Annotated in this window: 14 protein-coding genes; 8 read left to right on the top strand and 6 right to left on the bottom strand. The window is 48.5% G+C overall.

Annotated features, from left to right (window positions below):
* The first annotated feature begins 1 nt into the window (after position 1).
* Positions 2-1,228, top strand: a complete 1,227-nt coding sequence (locus L0660_RS08175) for an AGE family epimerase/isomerase (RefSeq protein ID WP_235159038.1) — start codon at positions 2-4, stop codon at positions 1,226-1,228.
* A gap of 2 nt (positions 1,229-1,230) precedes the next feature.
* On the top strand, positions 1,231-2,391 hold the full coding sequence (locus L0660_RS08170; protein WP_235159037.1) for an exo-alpha-sialidase: 1,161 nt from the start codon (positions 1,231-1,233) through the stop codon (positions 2,389-2,391).
* A 125-nt stretch (positions 2,392-2,516) separates the two neighbouring features.
* On the opposite strand, the gene L0660_RS08165 is transcribed toward L0660_RS08170, so the two are convergent.
* On the bottom strand, positions 2,517-3,035 hold the full coding sequence (locus L0660_RS08165; protein WP_233798711.1) for a DUF4142 domain-containing protein: 519 nt from the start codon (positions 3,033-3,035) through the stop codon (positions 2,517-2,519).
* Between the two features lie 263 nt (positions 3,036-3,298).
* On the opposite strand from L0660_RS08165, the gene L0660_RS08160 reads away from it, so the two are divergent.
* The 6 genes from L0660_RS08160 to L0660_RS08135 all read left to right on the top strand — a co-directional run bounded on the left by L0660_RS08160 (position 3,299) and on the right by L0660_RS08135 (position 14,600).
* Positions 3,299-3,976, top strand: a complete 678-nt coding sequence (locus tag L0660_RS08160) for a response regulator transcription factor (protein WP_235159036.1) — start codon at positions 3,299-3,301, stop codon at positions 3,974-3,976.
* Positions 3,976-5,328, top strand: a complete 1,353-nt coding sequence (locus L0660_RS08155) for a HAMP domain-containing sensor histidine kinase (RefSeq protein WP_235159035.1) — start codon at positions 3,976-3,978, stop codon at positions 5,326-5,328. The genes L0660_RS08160 and L0660_RS08155 overlap by 1 nt, the downstream gene beginning before the upstream one ends.
* Before the next feature lie 109 nt (positions 5,329-5,437).
* Positions 5,438-6,736 carry a TolC family protein gene (locus tag L0660_RS08150; protein ID WP_235159034.1) on the top strand — a complete coding sequence of 433 codons (1,299 nt, stop codon included), beginning with the start codon at positions 5,438-5,440 and terminating at the stop codon, positions 6,734-6,736.
* A gap of 38 nt (positions 6,737-6,774) precedes the next feature.
* A complete protein-coding gene (locus tag L0660_RS08145) occupies positions 6,775-7,875 on the top strand; it encodes an efflux RND transporter periplasmic adaptor subunit (protein ID WP_235159033.1) in 1,101 nt (366 codons plus the stop codon).
* Between the two features lie 9 nt (positions 7,876-7,884).
* Positions 7,885-10,977, top strand: coding sequence for an efflux RND transporter permease subunit (locus tag L0660_RS08140; protein WP_235159032.1), 3,093 nt, complete (start codon positions 7,885-7,887; stop codon positions 10,975-10,977).
* A 77-nt stretch (positions 10,978-11,054) separates the two neighbouring features.
* Positions 11,055-14,600 carry a carboxypeptidase-like regulatory domain-containing protein gene (locus tag L0660_RS08135; RefSeq protein ID WP_235159031.1) on the top strand — a complete coding sequence of 1,182 codons (3,546 nt, stop codon included), beginning with the start codon at positions 11,055-11,057 and terminating at the stop codon, positions 14,598-14,600.
* 49 nt (positions 14,601-14,649) lie between these two features.
* Here the strand turns inward: L0660_RS08135 and L0660_RS08130 are convergent, their stop codons facing one another.
* The 5 genes from L0660_RS08130 to L0660_RS08110 all read right to left on the bottom strand — a co-directional run bounded on the left by L0660_RS08130 (position 14,650) and on the right by L0660_RS08110 (position 20,111).
* A complete protein-coding gene (locus L0660_RS08130) occupies positions 14,650-16,998 on the bottom strand; it encodes a protein kinase domain-containing protein (RefSeq protein WP_235159030.1) in 2,349 nt (782 codons plus the stop codon).
* Positions 16,999-17,009: 11 nt separating this feature from the next.
* Positions 17,010-18,167: a hypothetical protein gene (locus tag L0660_RS08125; protein WP_235159029.1), complete on the bottom strand. Its 1,158-nt coding sequence runs from the start codon at positions 18,165-18,167 to the stop codon at positions 17,010-17,012.
* Between the two features lie 12 nt (positions 18,168-18,179).
* Entirely contained in the window at positions 18,180-18,611 is a 432-nt protein-coding gene (locus L0660_RS08120) for a hypothetical protein (RefSeq protein ID WP_233798702.1), read from the bottom strand.
* 447 nt (positions 18,612-19,058) lie between these two features.
* Positions 19,059-19,448: a RidA family protein gene (locus L0660_RS08115; protein ID WP_235159028.1), complete on the bottom strand. Its 390-nt coding sequence runs from the start codon at positions 19,446-19,448 to the stop codon at positions 19,059-19,061.
* 93 nt (positions 19,449-19,541) lie between these two features.
* Complete coding sequence (locus tag L0660_RS08110; protein WP_235159027.1) at positions 19,542-20,111, bottom strand: Crp/Fnr family transcriptional regulator; 570 nt, start codon at positions 20,109-20,111, stop codon at positions 19,542-19,544.
* Positions 20,112-20,137 lie beyond the last annotated feature (26 nt).

Here is a 20,137-nt window from a genome sequence, read left to right as displayed (position 1 = left end):
AATGCATTACACAAAATCAGAACTGGAAAACCTGGGGGATTTTTACAAAAATCAACTGCTGAACGACACGTTGCCGTTCTGGTTCCCGAGGTCGCTGGATGAGGAGTTTGGCGGATATCTCTTAATGCGTGATCACGACGGAACATTGATCGACGACGACAAGGCCGTCTGGATCCAGGGCCGCACGGCATGGCTGCTGGCGACTCTATATAACACTGTGGAGCCGAGGCAGGAATGGCTGGAAGGTGCGAAATCGGGCATTGATTTTTTAAATAAACATTGTTTTGACACCGACGGACGCATGTTTTTCCACATGACGCGCAACGGTGAGCCCATCCGCAAACGCCGCTATTTCTTCTCCGAAACATTCGCCGTCATCGCCCATGCAGCCTACGCAAAAGCCAGCGGCGACCAGGAAGCGGCTGAAAAAGCGCGCAGTCTCTTTGGCAAATGCATTGAATATGCGACCACCCCGGGACTGCTCGAACCGAAGTTCACATCCACGCGCCCCGCCAAGGGAATCGGTGTGCCGATGATCCTGATGAACACCGCCCAGCAACTCCGCGAAACCATTGGCGATCCGCGTTGTGATGCCTTGATCGACCAGTTTATTGAAAAAATAGAAAGGGATTTTGTCAAAGACGACATTCAATGTGTGATGGAGCAAGTGGCGCCGGATGGCAGCATTATCGACCATATCGATGGCCGCACGCTCAATCCTGGCCACGCGATCGAAGGAGCATGGTTTATTTTACACGAAGCCAAATACCGCAATAATGATCCGCGCCTGATCGCGCTGGGCTGTAAAATGCTCGATTATATGTGGGAACGGGGATGGGATAAGGAGTTTGGAGGCATCTATTATTTCAGGGATGTGTATGGCAGGCCGGTGCAGGAATATTGGCAGGATATGAAGTTCTGGTGGCCTCATAATGAAGTAATTATCGCCACGCTGCTGGCTTATACGCTTACACAGGATAAAAAATACGCGAAATGGCACACCTTGGTGCACGATTGGGCCTACACCCATTTCCACGACCAGGAGCAAGGCGAATGGTTTGGTTACCTGCACCGCGACGGAAGCGTAGCGCAGACGGCCAAAGGTAATTTGTTCAAAGGCCCGTTCCACCTGCCGCGACAGGAATGGTATTGCGCGCAGCTAATGCAGCAATTGGTTGGAAATACAGCGGAGACAAACATTTTGGAAACAGAAAAACAGAACTTTTGAAAATGAAAATCATAAAATTCACCCTCATTGCATTATTGATTTGTCAACTTGCCGTTCACGCGCAGACGCCCGTTTTCGTGTCGGGCGCAGAAGGTTACAAGTCATTCAGGATTCCCGCCATTGTTCGTGCGCCGAATGGTGACTTGCTCGCATTTGCCGAAGGCCGCGTAGCCGGAAGCGGCGATTTTGGTGACATCGACATTGTGATGAAACGCAGCAAAGACAAAGGTAAAACCTGGTCACTATCGCAAGTGGTGGCGGGTTATGACAAGCTGCAAGCCGGAAATCCAGCCCCGGTGTTCGATCTGAGCGATCCGGCTTTTCCGAAAGGGCGGCTGTTTTTATTTTTTAATACAGGCAATAACCACGAAGGCGAAGTCCGGAAGGGCAAAGGACTGCGTGAAGTCTGGTATATAACTTCCACAGACGCGGGCGCAACCTGGACCGAACCTGTGAATATTACTACGCAGGTTCACAAACCCAAAATGCCGGATTTGAATGCGGCTTATAATTTCAGTGAAGACTGGAGAAGCTACGCCAACACGCCCGGTCACGGCATGCAACTCACCGAAGGCCCGTATAAGGGAAGGATTTACATTGCCGCCAACCATTCAGCGGGCGATCCAAAGCCAAAAAGTGCAGATTATCAGGCACATGCATTTTACAGCGATGATCACGGCAAGACATTCAAGCTCAGCGAAACCATTTCTTTTGAAGGCTCCAACGAAGCTACGGCGGCAGAAATTTCGGGTGGAAGGGTGATGTTCAATGCAAGAAATCAGCAGGGCGATGTGCGTGCGCGCATTGTGGCGGTCAGCAGCGATGGCGGCGTGAAATGGGATACCACCTATTTTGACCATAACCTGCCCGATCCCGTTTGCGAAGGAAGCATTCTCACTATTGGCAAAAACAAAAAACAAAACATCCTTGCATTCTCTAACGCAGCCGACACCAAAAACCGTGACAATCTCACGTTAAGGATCAGTTTTGACGATGGAAAAACCTGGACGAAGCAATATCTGGTAGACAAAAGCAAAAACGGCGAAAGGGATTACACCGCCTATTCGGATCTGGTGCAGACGGGGAAGAAAAGTGTAGGAGTCCTATATGAACTCGATGGCTACAAGTCCATTGTATTCAAAGACATTAAACTGGAATATTAAAATCCTTGCAGTTCTGATAACCATCATTAATGCTGTTAACCCTCGCAGGAAATAACAGCATCAATGATGGTTATTTTTTATTTTGCAAACAAATGGCTGTCAAGACTTTACATTAGCATTGATTTTTACCAAAGCCAGTCTTTAAGCTTTTCTGCTTTTTCCAGATGGTGGTGAAGCGTGGGCAGCTTGCCGCTCGCGAAGGATTTCGTCTCCTCATCCTGGCCTAAAATAATCTCCGTTTTGAAGAGATCGATCGTTTCTACGTGGGAAACAACCATCATCATCATGTAAGTGGAATCAAAAGCCATTCCGTTCAGGGAAGCCAGGCTATCCAATTTTTTCTGTTTTGCCTCTGAAAGCATCATTGGCAGATCCACCATTTTTTTGGCAGCAAGCGCTTTCAATTCGTCGCTAGCCTTACCGTGGTCCATGACCATATGATGGCCATATTCTCTCACAGAATCGACAACTGCTTTCATTGAAGCCATTTCACCGGCTTTGATTTCAAACATATTCCCATCGGCAGCCTTGATCATGAACTGTCTGTCGGCTTCGGCAACCATACCAACCCCTTCGTGGTCTGTACAAGAAATGACTGCGGACCCAAGAGCCGCCATTAAACAAAAAAGTACGCGCTTTTTCATACGTAGTTTTGATGAATTGATAAATAATAAATGAACGTTAGTTAACATCGCATATGCAGTATTGCGATTTTGCGCCCCGGCTTTAAAAAACTGTTCCAGAAACGCGTATCCCAGCAACATGCAGCCATTTATTTTTTCGCAGCGTGTAGTCCGGGCCTGATTAGAATCTTATTATAATGCGGCGTTTCGCGCTTGAATCAGAACCAAACCTGTTTTCCTGACATTCTTTTGTTGGGAATGCCCGTGGTTTTGAAAAAATAGCGATGAAAATACTCATAGTAGAAGACGATGTCAGGATTAGCCACTTCTTGCAAAAAGGTTTGCAGGAAGAAGGAAACCATGTGCAGGTTGCAAGCGATGGTTACGAGGCCCGGGACATGATCCAGGCTGATCCCTGGGATCTGTTTATTTTGGATGTAATGTTGCCCGATATCGATGGGTTACAGCTTACCCAGTTCATTCGTTACAAAAAAATTGATACACCGGTTTTGATGCTCAGCGCACTTGGCCAAGCCGAGGATAAGATCATGGCACTGGATATCGGCGCGGACGACTATCTCGTAAAGCCGCTGCACTTTCCCGAACTCTTATCCCGAATCAAAGCGCTCAGGCGACGTTATGAGCTGCACTATTCCAAAGACAAAGTGATCGAATGCGGTGGTTTGTCCGTCAATGTGGATGCTAACACGATTGAGCGTGAAAAACTGGAAATCGTGCTTTCGGCGAAGGAATTCAAGCTGCTCGTTTTTTTGCTTGAAAACAAAAACCGCATTGTGACGCGCACGCAGATATTGAATGTTGTTTGGAATACGAATACAGACACATTCACAAATGTTGTGGATGTTTACATTTCCTATTTGCGGACCAAAATCGATAATCCGTTTTCTGAAAAGCTCATTAAGACCGTGAAAGGCCGCGGCTACATGATTTTCTGCCATTGATGAAAATACAGCACAAGCTTACCCTCAATTCCTCACTCGTCTTCGGGCTCGTTTTCACGGTTGCCTCGGCGCTCATTTATATTAGTTTTAAAAAATCAGCAGAGAATATTTTCTTCGCTGAACTCGCGCGGACCGCGAATCTGACGGCTTCATTTTACCTTGAAGAAGACGAATTAAGCACGCGGGAATATCAGCGGATTGAAGAAAAATTCCTGAATGCAAGCGCCAATCAGGAGATCCGTCTGTATGACAAGACCGGCAAGATCCATTACGGCAAAGCCGATCCCGACACCAACATTACGATTAAAATCCTGAAAACGATCCGATCCAACAGCCGCTACAACTTCAAAGTGGGCGATGCTTTTTACTATGCCATTTACTACAGGGATAATCAGGGTTCATTCAGCATCATTATCAAGGCCCATAATCCCACATTGCAGGCGCAGGAATGGGAACTGATTAACATTCTCGGGATTGCATTGGTGATTGGTCTGGTGGTGATCGTTGCAGTGAGTTATACGCTTTCGAGGCTGGCATATGAGCCTGTTCGGCACATTATAGAACAGGTCAAAACGATTGATATGACCAGAAAACGGCATCAGCTTACCTATCCCGATACAAAAGATGAGCTCGAAGATCTTTTCAAGGAATTCAATTCCATGCTCGAAAAGGTTTACCGAAGTGTGCAGATTCAGAAGAATTTCATCAGCCATGCCTCGCATGAATTGAAAAGTCCGCTCGCTTCCATTGTCGGGAACCTGGAAGTGCTTTTGCATAAGGACAGAAAAATTATGGAGTATAAAGACGTGAACCAGCAAGTGCTGAAAGATGCCGCACGGCTCGAAAAAATCCTTCAAAATCTGCTCGTACTCGCTGGTTTGGAACAATCCGGACCGATGAAAAACAGCCGGGAACGTATGGACGAGATCCTATGGGAAGTCCTCGACCAGCTTGCCAAGGAATATCCATCCACCAGGATTAATCTGCAATGGAACCTTTCCGAGGACAAGCAGGAATTGCTCCTTTTCAACTGTGTCCACACGCAGCTTTACATTGCTTTGTATAACCTGATTGAGAATGCTGCCAAGTTTTCGGATGGCAAGCCGGTTGAGATAACTGTCAGTGAAAGAAATGCAAAGCTGCATTTGCAAATCCGGGATAGGGGCATAGGGATCAGTAAGGAGGACTTTTTGCACATTGCCGAGCCATTTTTCCGGGGTCAGAATGTGAGTAAAACCAGTGGTAGCGGGCTTGGAATGGCCATCTCGAAGAAAATTCTGGACATTCATCACATTGATATGGATATCCGGTCGGAGCGAGAAGAGGGAACGGTTATCAGTCTGCTTTTCTAAGAAATTTTCTCATTTAGATTTAATGTTGGCCTCATGCAGGTTTAATGTTGCTCAAAGAAGCGTCTAATGTTGCGCGGGTAATTTTGTGCTTTTAACAAACCCGTTCGTAGTGAAGGCACACATTGCATCAGTAATCCTCATTTTTATCACCATTATTTTTCCGAAAGCGTCCTATGCTGCCGAGGACACATTGCGCATTTCGCAAAAGCAGGCAGAAGCCTTGTTTCTGAACAATAACCTGGATTTGGTTGCGCAAAAGCTTAGTATTCAGCAAGCCGAGGCGCAGATCATCCAGGCGAAACTCTGGCCTAATCCCGAATTCAGTCTGGACGAAGTTAATCTTTGGGCGACGCAGAACCAGCTTTCGTCAGGTGAGACGATCCCGCCGCTGATCGGGAATTTTGGCAAAAATCGCGAGTTCACTGCCGAGCTCAGCCAGCTTATCGAAACGGGTGGAAAACGTAGAAAACGCATTGCATTAGAAACCGTTTCGCGTGACATTTCAATCGAATATTTCAGCGAGCTGCTGCGGGAACTGCGAACGCAGCTGCGCAAAAACTTTTACGAGCTTTCATTCCAACAATCCTATTTATCCGTCCTGAATGGTCAGTTAAGCGCACTGGATCAGCTGCTGGCGTCATTTGAAAGACAATATGCGCAGGGAAATCTGGGCAAGCAGGAGCTGTTCCGGCTCAAAGCATTGCGGCTTGAACTGAACCAGCAAATGCTCGAATCGCAGCGGGAAGTGCATGCCGCGCAAAAGGACCTGGGCATCCTGCTGAACATTCCTGCGAGCAAATATCTGGTCGCCGGTGCGGATCCGAATCCAACATTTGATTCGCTGAACAAATTATCACTCGAACAACTCATCACAACCGCACTTTCCAACCGTCCCGACGGCAAGATCAGCATTCTTGAACAGAAATGGTCTGAAAAAAAATATGATTATGAATACGCCCGGCGCAAGCCTGATCTCACATTGGGCTTGAATTATGACCGTGGCGGCAATTTTCTGCTCAATTTCTTCGGGTTTGGATTAAAAGTCGATGTGCCTGTTTTCAACCGGAACCAGGGAGCCATACTGGATAGCAAGATTGGCATCGACAAAGCCAGGATCGCAGCCGGGCAGAAGAACAAAATGATCGAGGCGGAAGTGACAGGCACATTCCGTGACCTGCAAAAAAGCCTGCAAGCATTCCGCAGCCTGGAAAGCTCCTACGACGCCGATCTCGATCAGGTTTTCCGGACTTATACCCAATATTTCCTCAAAAGACAGATCAATATGGTCGAATATCTCGACTTCTTCGACGCCTACATTGCCAATAAACGCACCATTCTGGTCACCCGCAAGCAGTTGCTCGACAAACGGGAAGAGCTCTCATTCATGACCGCCAGCGACATCGATTAAGCATTCCGCGAACATTCAATTTCAGAACAAACTTCCTCATGCTACACAATTCAAAAATCTTTCTGGTACTCACTATGCTTACCTTAACATTGGCCGGCTGCAACGAAAAGCAGGAAACGGTTTTGGAGAAAAATCCTAAAACTAATGCGGCTCCCGCGAGAGCTGTTGAAACTTACGCCGTGCAAATAGAACCCGTGACGCAATCGATCCGGCTTAATGGGCAGATCGAATACAATCCCAATCAGGTTGTGCACTATGCGAGCCTGGTGAACGGGATTGTGACCAAAACTTACTTTTCGCTGGGCGATAAAGTAGCAAAAGGACAGGTGCTGGCCGAGCTTCGCAGCAACGAACTGACCGGGCTGAGTGCGCAAAACAAAACGTTGAAATCACAACTGAATGTTGCGGAAAGAAAGCTCTCTGTTGCAGAATCCATGTTTTCGGATCGCATAGGTTCGGAAAAGGATTTGCTGGAAGCGCAAAGCGAGGTCGCAATTTTAAAAGCGGAGATCGATAAGGTGCAGTCTAGTTTATCATTTTACAATGCGAGCTCGGAAAAAGGGATCTTTCAGATCAAAGCCCCGATCGGCGGTTATGTCGTTGAAAATAACATTTCAGCAGGCACCCAGATCAGCGGTAATGACTCCGATCTGTTCACAATATCTAACTTGTCGGACGTCTGGGTAACAACGAATGTCTATGCCGTCGATCTGCCTTTTGTACAAAAAGGAATGAAAGCCGTTATCAAATCCAAAGCCTATCCCGACGAAGCTTTCGATGGCGTGGTTTCGGAGATTTCGCAGGTTTTTGATCCCAATGAAAGAGTGCTCAAAGCCCGCATTCTGATGCCTAATAAGGAAATGAAATTTAAGCCGGGACTGACGATAGAAGCCGTCATTAAGAAACAGCTCAGTGATAAAGCCATCGGCCTGCCCGCCAATGCGCTCATTTTTCATAACAACGAAAATTACCTGCTGATCCAAAAGCCCGACCAGACATTGGAACCGCGTAAAGTGACCGTGGATGTGAAAGATAACGACCGCATATTCATAAAAAACGGAATTGCCGCCGGTGAAAAAGTGGTCATAGGCAACCAACTTCTCCTCTTTTCCGAAGCGATGAATGCTTCGAGAAAATAATCCGATATCATGCAAAAATTAACACAAAGCATCGTCGCATTTTCGCTGAAAAATACGATGATCATATTCTTTATGACAGCCGTTCTGGCCGTGGTGGGCGTGGTCAGTTACATCCACACGCCCATCGAAGCATTTCCCGACGTCACCAACACGCGGGCTCGGATCATTGTGCAATGGCCCGGACGCAGCGCTGAGGAAATCGAAAAATTCGTGACGCTGCCCGTGATGAAAGAAATGAACACGATCCCGAAAAAAACGGACGTGCGTTCCATTTCGCTCTTCGGATTATCGGTGGTAACCGTGCTTTTTGAGGATAATGTGGAGGATTTTTACGCGCAGCAATATGCCTCTACGCGGCTGAGGAACATTAACTTGCCCACAGGCGCGGAAGCTGAAATTGAGCCGCCCTATGGTGCCACGGGCGAAATTTTCCGCTATGTTTTAAAAAGCGACCGTCCGATTAAGGAGCTTACGGCCTTGCAGGAATGGGTGATCGAGCGTGAAATGGTGGCCGTGCCGGGCGTGGCGACGGTGGCGAGTTTTGGCGGGGAAGAAAAAATCTATGAAGTGCGCGTGAATCCGGCATTGCTGGCGCAATACAACCTCACGCCACTGGACGTGTACGAGGCCGTTGAAAAAAGTAACATTAATGTCGGCGGCGACGTGATCCAGAAGGGAAACCAGGCTTATGTGGTGCGTGGGATGGGATTGCTGGAAAGTACACAGGACATTGAGAACATTCTAATCAATGTGAAGGGCTCCACGCCGGTGCTCGTGAAGCAAGTTGCGGAAGTGGAAATCACGGCTAAGCCGCGGCTCGGGCAGGTGGCGATGGGAGAGGATAAAGATCTGGTGGAAGGCATTGTGGTGATGCTGCGGGGCGAAAATCCAAGCGAGGTGATCGGCAAATTGCAGAAAACCATCGACGAGCTGAACAACCGCATCCTGCCATCGGACGTGCAGATCGTGCCCGTTATCGACCGGACCGAATTGGTGGATGCGACGGTGAATACGGTGACTCATAATCTCGCGGAAGGCATTGTACTGGTTTCGCTGATAGTATTTGTGTTCTTGTTCAACTGGCGCACCACCGTAACCGTGGCGCTTGTTATCCCGCTTTCTTTCCTTTTTGCGATCACGATGCTGCGCATTCAGGGCTTGCCTGCTAACCTGATCTCACTCGGTGCCATTGACTTTGGATTGCTGCTGGAAGGGACCATGGTGATTGTAGAGAAAATCTATGTGGATCTCGAAAAATCTTCGCTCAGGCTGGGGGTGGAGCGGTTTAATAAAATGTCCAAACTCGGGCTTATCAAGCGCAGCGTCAAGAATGTTGCCTCGCACATTTTCTTTGCCCAGATCATCCTCATCGTCGCATTGCTGCCGATTTTTTCATTCCAGAAAGTGGAAGGTAAAATGTTCACACCGCTCGCATTTACGCTCGGTTATGCCTTGATCGGCTCGCTGATTCTGAGTCTTACATTCGTTCCGGCCATGTGTAAAGTGTTGTTGAAGCGGAATGTGAAGGAAGTGAGCAACCCGGTTGTCAATTTTTTCAGAAACAACATTTTCCGCCTTTACCAATGGAGCGAGCGCAACAAGCGGCTGGTTATGGGCGCATTTGTGATTTTATTTATGGTTTGCGTAGGCCGTTTCATGACTTATGGTACAGAGTTTATTCCAAAATTAAATGAAGGCGCGATCTACGTACGAGCCACATTGCCCAACAGCATTAACCTCAAAGAATCCGTCAAAACCGGTCAGACGTTGCGCGACACATTGCGCTCATTTGATGAAATAAAGTTTGTCATGAGCCAAACCGGCCGGCCCAACGACGGCACCGATCCGACTGGATTTTTTAACAATGAATTTCACATTCAGTTGAAGCCGGAAAGTGAATGGAAACGTGCTGTGAATAAGGAAGATCTGCTGCGTGAAATGAAGGAGGTGCTGGCATCATTCCCGGGCGTATCGCTCGGTTTCAGTCAGCCGATCCAGGATAATGTGGAGGAATATGTGGCGGGTGTTAAAAGCTCGCTGGTTGTCAAAATCTTCGGCGAGGATCTGGGTAACATGGAAAATCTGGCCGATCAGGTGGCTGAAAACCTGAACAAGGTGCAGGGTGTAACCGACGTGCTCGTTTACCGCAACATTGGCATTCCCGAGCTGGCCATCAAACTCGACGAAGCCCGCATGGCGCGTCATGGCGTGTCTATGGCCGACGCCCAGGCCGTGATCGAAATGACGATCGGAGGAAAAGCCGCGTCCGTTTTTTACGAAAGTGACCGCATGTTCGACATCACCATTCGTTACCAGGAAAAATACCGGAATACCGAGGAAGAAATCGGCAACATTCTCATCCCATCGCTCGATGATCATCAGGTTCCGCTCAAAGAAATCGCTAGCATTACAACCAAAACCGGCCCCGCATTCATTTACCGCGAAGGCAGCAGCCGTTACATTGGCATCGGTTTCAGCATCGACGGCCGCGACCTGGGCAGCACCATTGCAGAGGCGCAGCAGGTGGTGAAGGAAAATGTGAATTTTGCCAAGAACACAAAGGTCGTCTGGGCGGGTGAATTTGAAAGTAAGGAACGTGCCACGCAGCAGCTCACGGTCATCATCCCGGCCGCTTTGGTGCTGATTATCTTCTTGTTATACATGGATTTTGGCAATGTGAAGGACACCATGATCTCGCTCATTACCATTCCGTTTGCATTCGTAGGAGGTTTTCTGTCACTCTGGATGACCGGGACCATTTTCGGGATTTCGGCGGGCATTGGTTTCATCATTCTCTTCGGCGTCTGCACCATTGACGGCATTATCCTGGTGCACGTTATGAAGGAAAACCTGCTCCACCGGCTGCCATTGAAACAGGCCATTTCCGAAGGCATTTATGGAAGGATTCGCCCCGTGATCATGATCGCCTTAATGGGCTCACTCGGACTTTTGCCAGCAGCATTATCCAACGGAATGGGCTCCGAAATTCAGAAACCCCTGGCGATTATGATTGTAGGCGGACTGCTGATCTGCATGTTCTTGTCTTTCACCGTTTTACCGCAAGTCTTCTACTGGGCTTATCGAAAAAGTGAGGAGGGTTAGAAGAATCGTTAGCGGAATGCTCGGGTCATAGGTATGAATGTATCAGCTTGTTCTTTTGAGAGAGTAAATTTATAACTATGCGCTGCTCATTCCTCTCTGTCTGGATAACATTCATTTTACTCACAGGCTCCTGCCTGCTGGCTAACGGACAAGCCACAGCCCGACTAACCGGCTATGTGACAGATGCCACGACCGGAAAACCAATGCAGTTTGCCAATGTATATGTCAATGGCAGCACCCAGGGGGCCGTTACCGACGAAAAAGGAGCATATGCGCTTGCGGTAAGCCCACTTGGCACGGTTGAGATTGTGGCTTCTTTCGTGGGATATCAATCTGCTGCGCAAAAAATCCGGTTTGAAAATACATCTCCGCAAAAAGCCGATTTCCAGCTCAAAATAAGCGAACAAATGCTGGATGCGATTACAGTAAAAGGCAATACGAAGCGGTCGGAACGAAATTTGCGTCAGTTTAAAAAGCAACTTTTTGGTGAGCCGTTTGGTGGGCAATGCGTGCTTGTAAACAGTGACGTTCTTAATTTTAAAGAGGAAAATAATCACTTGTATGCCACAGCCGATGCGCCGCTAATCGTTGATAATCAAGCATTAGGTTATAGGTTGATCTATGATTTGCAGCATTTCGATGCTACGCCTTCCGGGAAGCTATACTCGGCTGGAACGGCGCGGTTCGAAGAGCTGAAACCTGAGAACGAACGTCAGGCTGACCGGTTCCGGCGCAACCGGCTGACCGCATACGGGGGATCTATCCGGCATTTGATGGCCACCCTGGTCGATAGTACTTTTGAGCAAGCGGGCTTTCTTGTTTATCAGGAGGACGCCACCAAGCCAATCTCCGTCGAACGCAAAACCATTACGCTTACCGCTGCCATTGGCGAGTACAAGCGTCTGGTGCCGATCCAGCGCTCCAAAGTGATCCGGCCCGGCCGTTTACCGACCGAGCGCCGGTTGGTTTCGCCCATGAAACTGATCGTGTTTTATACCAAAGCGGTCTCCAATTTCTCACCGTATCCCGATGCCCGTTACGCCTACACAGAACTGCAATTACCGACCGGACAGCTGCAAATGACCGTGGATGGGCTCATTACAATGCCCGAGGGCCTGGAAGTGGAGGGCTCCATGGGTGACGACAGGCTATCCACCATGTTGCCCGCGGACTGGAAGCCCAATGCAAGTGAAATGGAATCCGTTTCTACCGGCGCACTGGCCACCAAGGGAAAACTCGCGCCGTCTGACACCGCCCTGGGAAGTATTCGTGCAAATTTTGACAATCGATATAAGCTGCTGGCACCCAGCTTGTTTGTGCACATAGATAAGCCGTTTTATGTCACCGGCGACCGCCTCTGGATGAGCGCATACTTACTCGACGCAACGAATTACCGTCGGGCCGGTGGTGAAACCGCCATGCACGTCGACCTGCTTACCTCGACAGGTAAACTGGTTGAGCATCAGTGGGTACGCATTGCAGATGGGCGCGGCCAGGGAAATCTCCGACTGTCCGATACGCTCACGACAGGAACGTATCGCCTGCGGGCCTATACCGATGAGGATGATGGCCAGCGGCGCCCTGCATTCGAGCGGTCTGTGTCGGTTTATAATTTGGTGAAAAACGGTCAGCTCGTTAAAAGTGATTCCGTTACTCAGCCATTGGATGTTCAGATTTTGCCGGAAGGCGGGCGCTGGGTTTCCGGTTTACCGGCGCGCTTGGGTATGAAAATCATACAGCCCAACGGTTATGGATTCCAGGCAGAAGGACGCATTGTGGACGATGCAGGCATTGAAGTGGTTCGGTTTAAAACCAATCGCGAGGGGATGACGAGCGTGCTGATGGAACCCAAGCCGCAGCTAACTTACTTCGCAGAAATAACCTATAATAAGGAGTTGCTGCGCATTGCTTTACCCAAACCCGAAAATCAAGGATTATTGCTTTCCGCCGACGCACTGAGTGATTCAACCCGGCTGGCGTTGACCATCATGAGTTCCAATCGGGACGCAGCGGACTCGGTGTATGTGCTGATCCAGCAACGCGGTGTAATAGTGGATCAGCGAAAAATCATTTTGCAAAACGGGTCAGCAAAAATAAGCCTGCCTATGCTGGAATGGTTGCCGGGCCTTGCCCAGGTTACGCTTTACGATGCCAAAGCCGCGCCGCAATGCGAGCGCTTGTTTTTTGTGCCCGAATCCGTGCCGCCCGTTCTGGTAACATTGAAACTAAACAAGACGAACTATCAGCCGCGGGAACAAGTCGCGGTGAGCCTTAACCTGAAAGATAACGGAGCGCCCACGTCAGCAGCCTTGTCGGCATCGATCACCGATGCCAGCAAAGTGCCGGGCGACACCTCCGATGCGCATGTGCAAGCACACTTACTACTGACCGGAGAACTGCGCGGGCGTGTTGAAAATCCCAATAAATACTTCGCTAATCCATCAGCGGAGATGCGTAAAGAGCTGGACGACATGCTGTTAACACAGGGCTGGCGGCGGGTAAGCGACACGCCGGAAGCTGATTCACTCGGTGGGGTGTCGTTCAGCGGCCGCATTCTGAATCCGAAACAGCAACCTATTCCAGGCGCACAGGTTACCGTGGCGTCCACAAAGCCCGGGCAATCGTTCGTAAGATCCGCAGGCACCGACGATCAGGGACGCTTTCGCCTACCCGGATTGTCCGTTGCAGATACGGTAACATTGATGGTGCAGATTGCCGGGCGTAATTTCCGGAAAATGTCTTCCAAAGAAGCCGTTCTGGTTCAGGAATGGCCTGGTAAAAGTTGGGAATTTGGTAAAATAATTGGTCCGCCAAACTGGTCCGACCTAGAAGCAGAACTGAAAGCTGCCCGCGGCCGTCAGGAAGCAAATACTGAATTATACCGTGATAAAGCAGCTAAACAGCTAAATGAAGTAACAGTTCGTGCGCAAAAATACAATGAGAGGCCTGACGACATTCAAATGCGTAGTCTGCATAATAATGCGGACGCCACCGTCCTTTTTAGTGACAAATCACCAAATTATCCGAATTTGTATGAAATGATCCAAGGGCGCTTTGCGGGCGTGACTGTATTCCGCACTGTCGCAGCGGAGGGCATAACAGCGCCCCCTGGATACCTTGTGTCTGTCCGCAGCGGTGGACAGCCCTTGTTTTTAATAGACGGTTTACCCATCGACGACCCTGACGGAAATGCGCTAATGAACTTCAATCCAAGAGATATTGAACGTGTTGAACTGCTGAAAAATGCTGGCTCGACGGGTATATACGGCGTTAGGGGTGGTAACGGGGTTATTGCATTTTACTCCAAAAGTGCGCGTTCCATGCAGGCAGGCACAAAACCGAAAGAGGGAATGACCCCGGTCCAATTCATCGGCTACCCATCGGTGCAACGGGAATTTTATGTGCCGCGCTACGATATAGAAACAACCGACACAACCATTTCCGGCCGCGTAGACGACCGGGACGTGCTATATTGGAAACCCATGATTCAGACCGATAGCCAGGGCAACAGCCAGCTGCGCTTTCCCCTGTCAGACACCGTGCGGACATTAAGGATTGTTATACAAGGAATTACGGCAAATGGTCGCCCGGTATACGGCGTTCAGCTGGTGCGGGTTCAGTAAAGACGTCACCATAATATTAATCAATCCTGAGTGGAGCATGCAAACCCCGTTATTCAAATAATGGCATGCGGGCGAACTCAGGGCGTTCAAGCTCCTCGAAAAGAACTGCTGCGCCGATGTTGCCTTTATACAGACTATGGTTTCTCATTTGCCCTGAATAAATGTGGGGAAGCATTTGTTTAGCGATGCGCTTGGCCTCAGTCAGGTAAAAATCGTTTTTTGTGGCATTATACACACTTAAAAGTGCATAACATTCGCCTGATCTGCCGCAGCATAAGCTGCCGTTCATGCCGGGCTGGGCTGCATTCAAAAAGTGGTTGGCTGTTTTCGTCGCCAGATTCAGGTAATGTTCGTGGGAGGTGAAGTGGAATAAAGCTGTCCATAAAAAGGTGTATCCTGCCGATCCGTGACACCAGCCGGTCCATGAGACGGGTTCGGTATTGGAGATTTCCCAGCGTAAATGCCCGTCTTCTGCAATGCCCAGACTGACCAGTTGCTCAACTCTTTCGAAAAAGCGAACCGGTAAATGTTGCCCGGAAGTTTTACACCATTTCAAAGTAGCATATAAAATTCCCGCCCAGCCGTGCGCAATTCCCCTATAATTAATCGGGTTTTTCTCGCCAATGGCGGCATAGGCATCGATAGCGGACCATATTTCTTCCATCGTATTTTTGCCAAAAGCCAGCAGATCACTTTTTGTAAACCTGTCATAGGAAGGCATATTTTCCAAAATAAGCGAACTGCCAATCAACGCCGCTGACTTACCCAGCGTAAGATCCAGATTCTCACAAGGCTGTGAGGCGTGCACTAAAAAATTGCGGACAGCATTATAGTAACTCCCGTAATCCCCCGCGGCCTGACTAATCAGCGCCTGAACGAGATCTACTCCGCTGGGCGTATGGTAAATAGAGGAAAGCCCGACAATGGATGGAGTGAGATCCATATCTTTTGAGTAAAATCCATTCTCGGGATCGTGCTTGTAACCGGCTGCCCGATCGCTCCACAGGTCCGCAAGTGCCAGTGTTTCGGCGCTGGAATTGACCAACGCTTTTCGCAAAAGCATGTACGCAATGCCTGCCGCGCCAAAATTGACCGAGCTCTTCGGCGCCAGTTGCAGTCCGGTTTTTACGAGATTTCCAGTAAGTCCATAATCTTTCAGAATTGAATCCCGGAAGACCTGCACCGACATTTTCTTGTCTTCGGCAAATCGATCCGGGAAACTTTCCTGCACTTTCATCATGGCTAAATAGAAATCTTCAATGCGTTCATAACGGTCCTCTTTACGCTTGGAAAGTGCTTTGAAGATCGTTTTCTCAGTGTTATCGTTTATAATAATGTCCAGGCTGCTGAACGGAACGGGGGTTTCGCTCGCAATTTGCGTGAACAATGTTTTTTTGTCATAGGAAAAATTGAGATACTGCTTGCCCGTAAATATCTGGTATAGCAAGGCCCCCAAAGCATATTGCTCACCGGCAAATGTCGAAGGCGGGGCAGGTTTGGCGTCAAGAACAGCCTGTGCATATTCGGGTTCAAAAAAGAAACCCAGGCCGCCCCGAGCGGGAATTTGGTCGTTTGCAACCTTCCTGGAAAGCCCAAAATCAATAATTTTCAATTCACCCGATGCGGCAACGATAATGTTGGCCGGATGCACATCCGAATGGATAATGCCCTGACTGTGAAGATGTGTGTAAGCATGGAGAATGCGGCAGCAAATGTCGAGCAATGCAATCACATTAGATTGGTCATGAAGATTAAGATATTTCTCGGCAGCTTGCAAACATGTTTCGCCATCAACCCATTCCATGATCAGATAATGGTCAGTCTCATGTTCTCCGTGTTCCGCCAGAGCCGGATTGATAGCACCGTCAAGTGCGTTCAGTATGTCAATTTCATTGTAAAAATTGGCCAGTAACTGGGGTGTTTTCTTACTCGTTTTGAGCAGTTTAAGCGCATAATACTGACCATTTCTTTTGATCTTATAAATTTCCGTATCCGCAACGCCGTCGAGTTTTGATACGATTTCATAGTCTTTAAACCGGTCGCCTGCATTTAAAAATTGGTTGCCTGCTCCGAATGTATCGTCGTAAGAAACCAGAAAGCCTTCATTGCGGAGTTTCGCCAGGAAAGTATAGGAGCCTTCCAGGATCTTTTGCGCGTCCAGGTTATTCATCAGCGCATACGTGAGGACACCTTCCGGCAGAGATTTTGGCTTGCGAAATTCCTGCAAAAGAGAGGCAGAAGACGCATCGATGATTTTGCTTGTATTTCTGGCCTGTTTATAGGTGACGATAAAGTCGTCCGCTTCGTATTCGAATTTGGCCAGCGCCTGCTCCGGCAATGCTTCTACGGGCAGCACCTGGACATCTTCCGGTAATATGTATAGTTGAATGGAAGCCATAGTTTTGGATTTTAAGCTGCCGTCCAGGTCATCGTATCGACTCCTTCCAGCATCATTTTTTTTAGAACAAAATCAACACTTTCAGCGGGGGGCAACCTTTCGGTTTTGGACAAGGTGATGGATGCGGCCAATTTTTCTGTCACAATGGCCCGCCAGCTTCCTCCCTCACGATTCTTGGTAGTTTCGTCCGTAGTGCTGTCCATTCCCCAGGACAACATTCCCGTTTCATCCAGCGAAGCGGTAAATGGAACGCCCTGAGCTTTGTGCTTTTTCAAAACAGGCGCGAGCATTTCGGCGGCTGCTAACAGGTGGCCCATTTCCGTGAAGTAGGCCACAAATTTGTCGGGCCGGAGCAGCCCCTCGCGGTTCATGCCAATTTTGAAACTGAATGCCTGGGATTTGGTCAGGACAGAGATCGTTTTCTCAAAAACCTCCGGCAGCTCTTCTAAAACGGGACTAATGTAAATTTTATAGATGGAATGCGGCTTGGTATCGCGACGCCTGGAATGCTTGCGGCTCCATGAGATCCAGCGGTAATCCGGATTCGGTTCGTGCTTGTTCCAGTTTGCCAGCAGCTCCCTGTTCCTCCGGTTATTTTTTCCAATTCTTAAAAATTCCTCTACTTCTTCCAATGTTCCCAGCGCATTGGCTGGCATAAAGAAGAGGGGCATTGTGTTGTATGCGTAGAGTTTGCTTGCCAGCGAAGCCTGATCCGCTTCTTTCAGCAACACCCCGTACTGGATCGCCGCAGTTGATATTTCCAGCAATGGATGCCGACGATAAAATCTTGCGTCCTGAGCTTCATATAGGAAGTCGTGCGCTGCAAAACCCGAATAAAAATGCTGACCAGCCTGGATTTCGAAGATGCCTTCCAGCACGAGTTTGGCCATTGTCAGATTCACATCATCATCATACCCGGATTTAAAATAATGTGGCAATTCACCCGCATGCTGCAAAAAGTAAAACAGCAATGCCACTTCTTTATAGGCCAGCTTGGCACTGCCGGCGGCCTCCATATGCTTCCGACGGAACAGGCCGAAGAACTCAGGATCTGTGTTTAAATCCGCAAGAGCACGAAGCTCCTGCGGATTTAAATTTCCCTGCTCAACCAATTCAAATTCCGGATTTGACCGGAATGTTGCGTGCAAAAGAAATTTGACTTTGATCATCAGGCTGTTGTTTTATCGGTTTCCCCGCTGCGCACGCACTTCCTCAATGGCTTCCTGCAACTTCTTTTCAAGCATATCCAGCTGGTTCGGCGCATCCTGAATTTTTACATCGACATACCTTTGAAGCTCGGCCAGATTGGTCTTGAATTCATTGAGTTCCGTTTCCTCCAATTCATCAACCACTTGCTGATAAGGTGTTCCGGTTTTCCAGATTGTGAAGTCGGTAGGTATGAATGAAGGCAAATGGCTGCACGCAATAACGCTGCAACCGCCGCAGGTAAATGCAGGACAGATTGTAGGCCAGTGACAAAATGAGTGGCCGGGGCAGTTGAAGACCGTCGGATTCGGGCAGAGGAGGGAAGGACTTGTGATCCTGCAAAGGGTTATCTTATTGGGATCAAAATTTACTGTAACGGCAAGGTCTTTGAATTTGAAAGTTTTCATGTCTCTTATTTTTATGTATGGCTAAATAGTCATGGTCCCGACTTTTTATCCGGAAAATATCGGGTGAAAACGTTATCAGTAAATCATTAAACTAGCCCATAGCGCACCTCCTTTCATCAAAAAAATTGACGTATTTTCAACATTAAGCAGTCCAGGAAGAGGCAAAGCCGTGCGATTCTGATCCGCTGGTAATGTTTATTTTGTTATTTTTTATCTAACCAAAATTATATTCAAGCGCATCCGTTTTTAAGCGTCAGATTACCCTATTTACAAATCAGGTAATCTGGCGCAAGCAGGTAAAAACACGTTTTATGGAACGGGTATTTTGCAGTTGTGTGGGGGGAAAGCTGCGAGGGGGAGGTCAAGAAGGGAGGAGTGAGACAGCAGAGATTAACGACAAAAAGGCGACCTAAAAGCCGCCTTTCTACTTGGTAACCATAAATACCCCTACTTCACGAGCGTAGCTTCAAGTTCCACGCATAGTGTTTCATAAAGGGTTTTTACCTCGACGACTGTTGAAACTTGTTTTATTTCGTTTTTGGTGATCCATTCGGTGAATGTGTCGAAAGCCGCGAAGAATTCGGGGTGGTTGGTTGTGTATATGTTCAGGCGCGCGATATTTTTTAGTTCGTATCCTGCCTGACTTACAACTTGTTCGAGATTATGAATGGCCAGCAGCAGCTGGGTGCGCATATCGGCGTCACTTGATGTTCCGTCGGGATGTACAGCTGCCTGGCCGGCGCAGTATAAGGTGCTTTCGATATGCTTCACTTCAACGCCCTGATTGTAAGAGCGATCATCCTGCCATTTCCAGGGGTTAATGATTTTCTTTCCCATTTTAAGCTGATTTGATTTCCAGTGCAAACCTAATACCCGCATCTGAAATCAGCCTGTGACCTGCGTCACGACTTTGGTGTGCGGTAGGTCACACTACAAGTCGAGCCGGCTGAGCGTTTCGCGGGAAACACCCAGATAAGCAGCGAGTTGTGTCTTGGGAAGCCGTTGCAGCAGCGTCGGGTGCTGGGCAACGAACTGTTTATAGCGCTCCTGGGCGCTGGATGTCATCAGAGATAGGATCCGGCGTTGACCTGCAAGAAAGCCCGCCATTACTTTTTCCAAAAAGAAACGATCGATCTTAGGCAGCCCGGTGCGTAATGCATTGAAATTGTCGAGCGACAAACATAAGGCCTCAGTATCTTCCAGGCATTCCATGGAGAGTGTGGCCTTTGTGCGGGTGTAGTAGGCTTCGAAGTCATTGTCCCACCAGTCTTCCATGGCGAAGGCCAGGATGTGCTGTTTTTCCGTTTCTTCGTCGGTATAGACGAGTTTGGTTAGCCCCGACAACAGGAAATAGTTATAGGGCACGAGCTCTCCGGGTTGCACCATGAACTGGTGTTTTTTGAACTTCCGGCAAACAAAATGCTGCTCAACGAATGCAAATTCTTCGTCCGTTAAGGGCACCAGCTTTTCAATATGTTGCCGTAATTTAGGATACGTCATCTCACTGCATATTTGGAATGCCAAAG

It is taken from the genome of Dyadobacter sp. CY351, assembly GCF_021502625.1.
GTDB lineage: Bacteria > Bacteroidota > Bacteroidia > Cytophagales > Spirosomataceae > Dyadobacter > Dyadobacter chenhuakuii.
This window is presented reverse-complemented; position numbering and strand designations above follow the sequence as displayed.

Bases quoted from the DNA above. Each gene is read 5' to 3' on its own strand.
- L0660_RS08175 (WP_235159038.1), top strand. From the start codon at position 2: ATGCATTACACAAAATCAGAACTGGAAAACCTGGGGGATTTTTACAAA.
- L0660_RS08170 (WP_235159037.1), top strand. From the start codon at position 1,231: ATGAAAATCATAAAATTCACCCTCATTGCATTATTGATTTGTCAACTT.
- L0660_RS08165 (WP_233798711.1), bottom strand. From the start codon at position 3,035: ATGAAAAAGCGCGTACTTTTTTGTTTAATGGCGGCTCTTGGGTCCGCA.
- L0660_RS08160 (WP_235159036.1), top strand. From the start codon at position 3,299: ATGAAAATACTCATAGTAGAAGACGATGTCAGGATTAGCCACTTCTTG.
- L0660_RS08155 (WP_235159035.1), top strand. From the start codon at position 3,976: ATGAAAATACAGCACAAGCTTACCCTCAATTCCTCACTCGTCTTCGGG.
- L0660_RS08145 (WP_235159033.1), top strand. From the start codon at position 6,775: ATGCTACACAATTCAAAAATCTTTCTGGTACTCACTATGCTTACCTTA.
- L0660_RS08140 (WP_235159032.1), top strand. From the start codon at position 7,885: ATGCAAAAATTAACACAAAGCATCGTCGCATTTTCGCTGAAAAATACG.
- L0660_RS08135 (WP_235159031.1), top strand. From the start codon at position 11,055: ATGCGCTGCTCATTCCTCTCTGTCTGGATAACATTCATTTTACTCACA.
- L0660_RS08130 (WP_235159030.1), bottom strand. From the start codon at position 16,998: ATGGCTTCCATTCAACTATACATATTACCGGAAGATGTCCAGGTGCTG.
- L0660_RS08125 (WP_235159029.1), bottom strand. From the start codon at position 18,167: ATGATCAAAGTCAAATTTCTTTTGCACGCAACATTCCGGTCAAATCCG.
- L0660_RS08120 (WP_233798702.1), bottom strand. From the start codon at position 18,611: ATGAAAACTTTCAAATTCAAAGACCTTGCCGTTACAGTAAATTTTGAT.
- L0660_RS08115 (WP_235159028.1), bottom strand. From the start codon at position 19,448: ATGGGAAAGAAAATCATTAACCCCTGGAAATGGCAGGATGATCGCTCT.
- L0660_RS08110 (WP_235159027.1), bottom strand. From the start codon at position 20,111: ATGACGTATCCTAAATTACGGCAACATATTGAAAAGCTGGTGCCCTTA.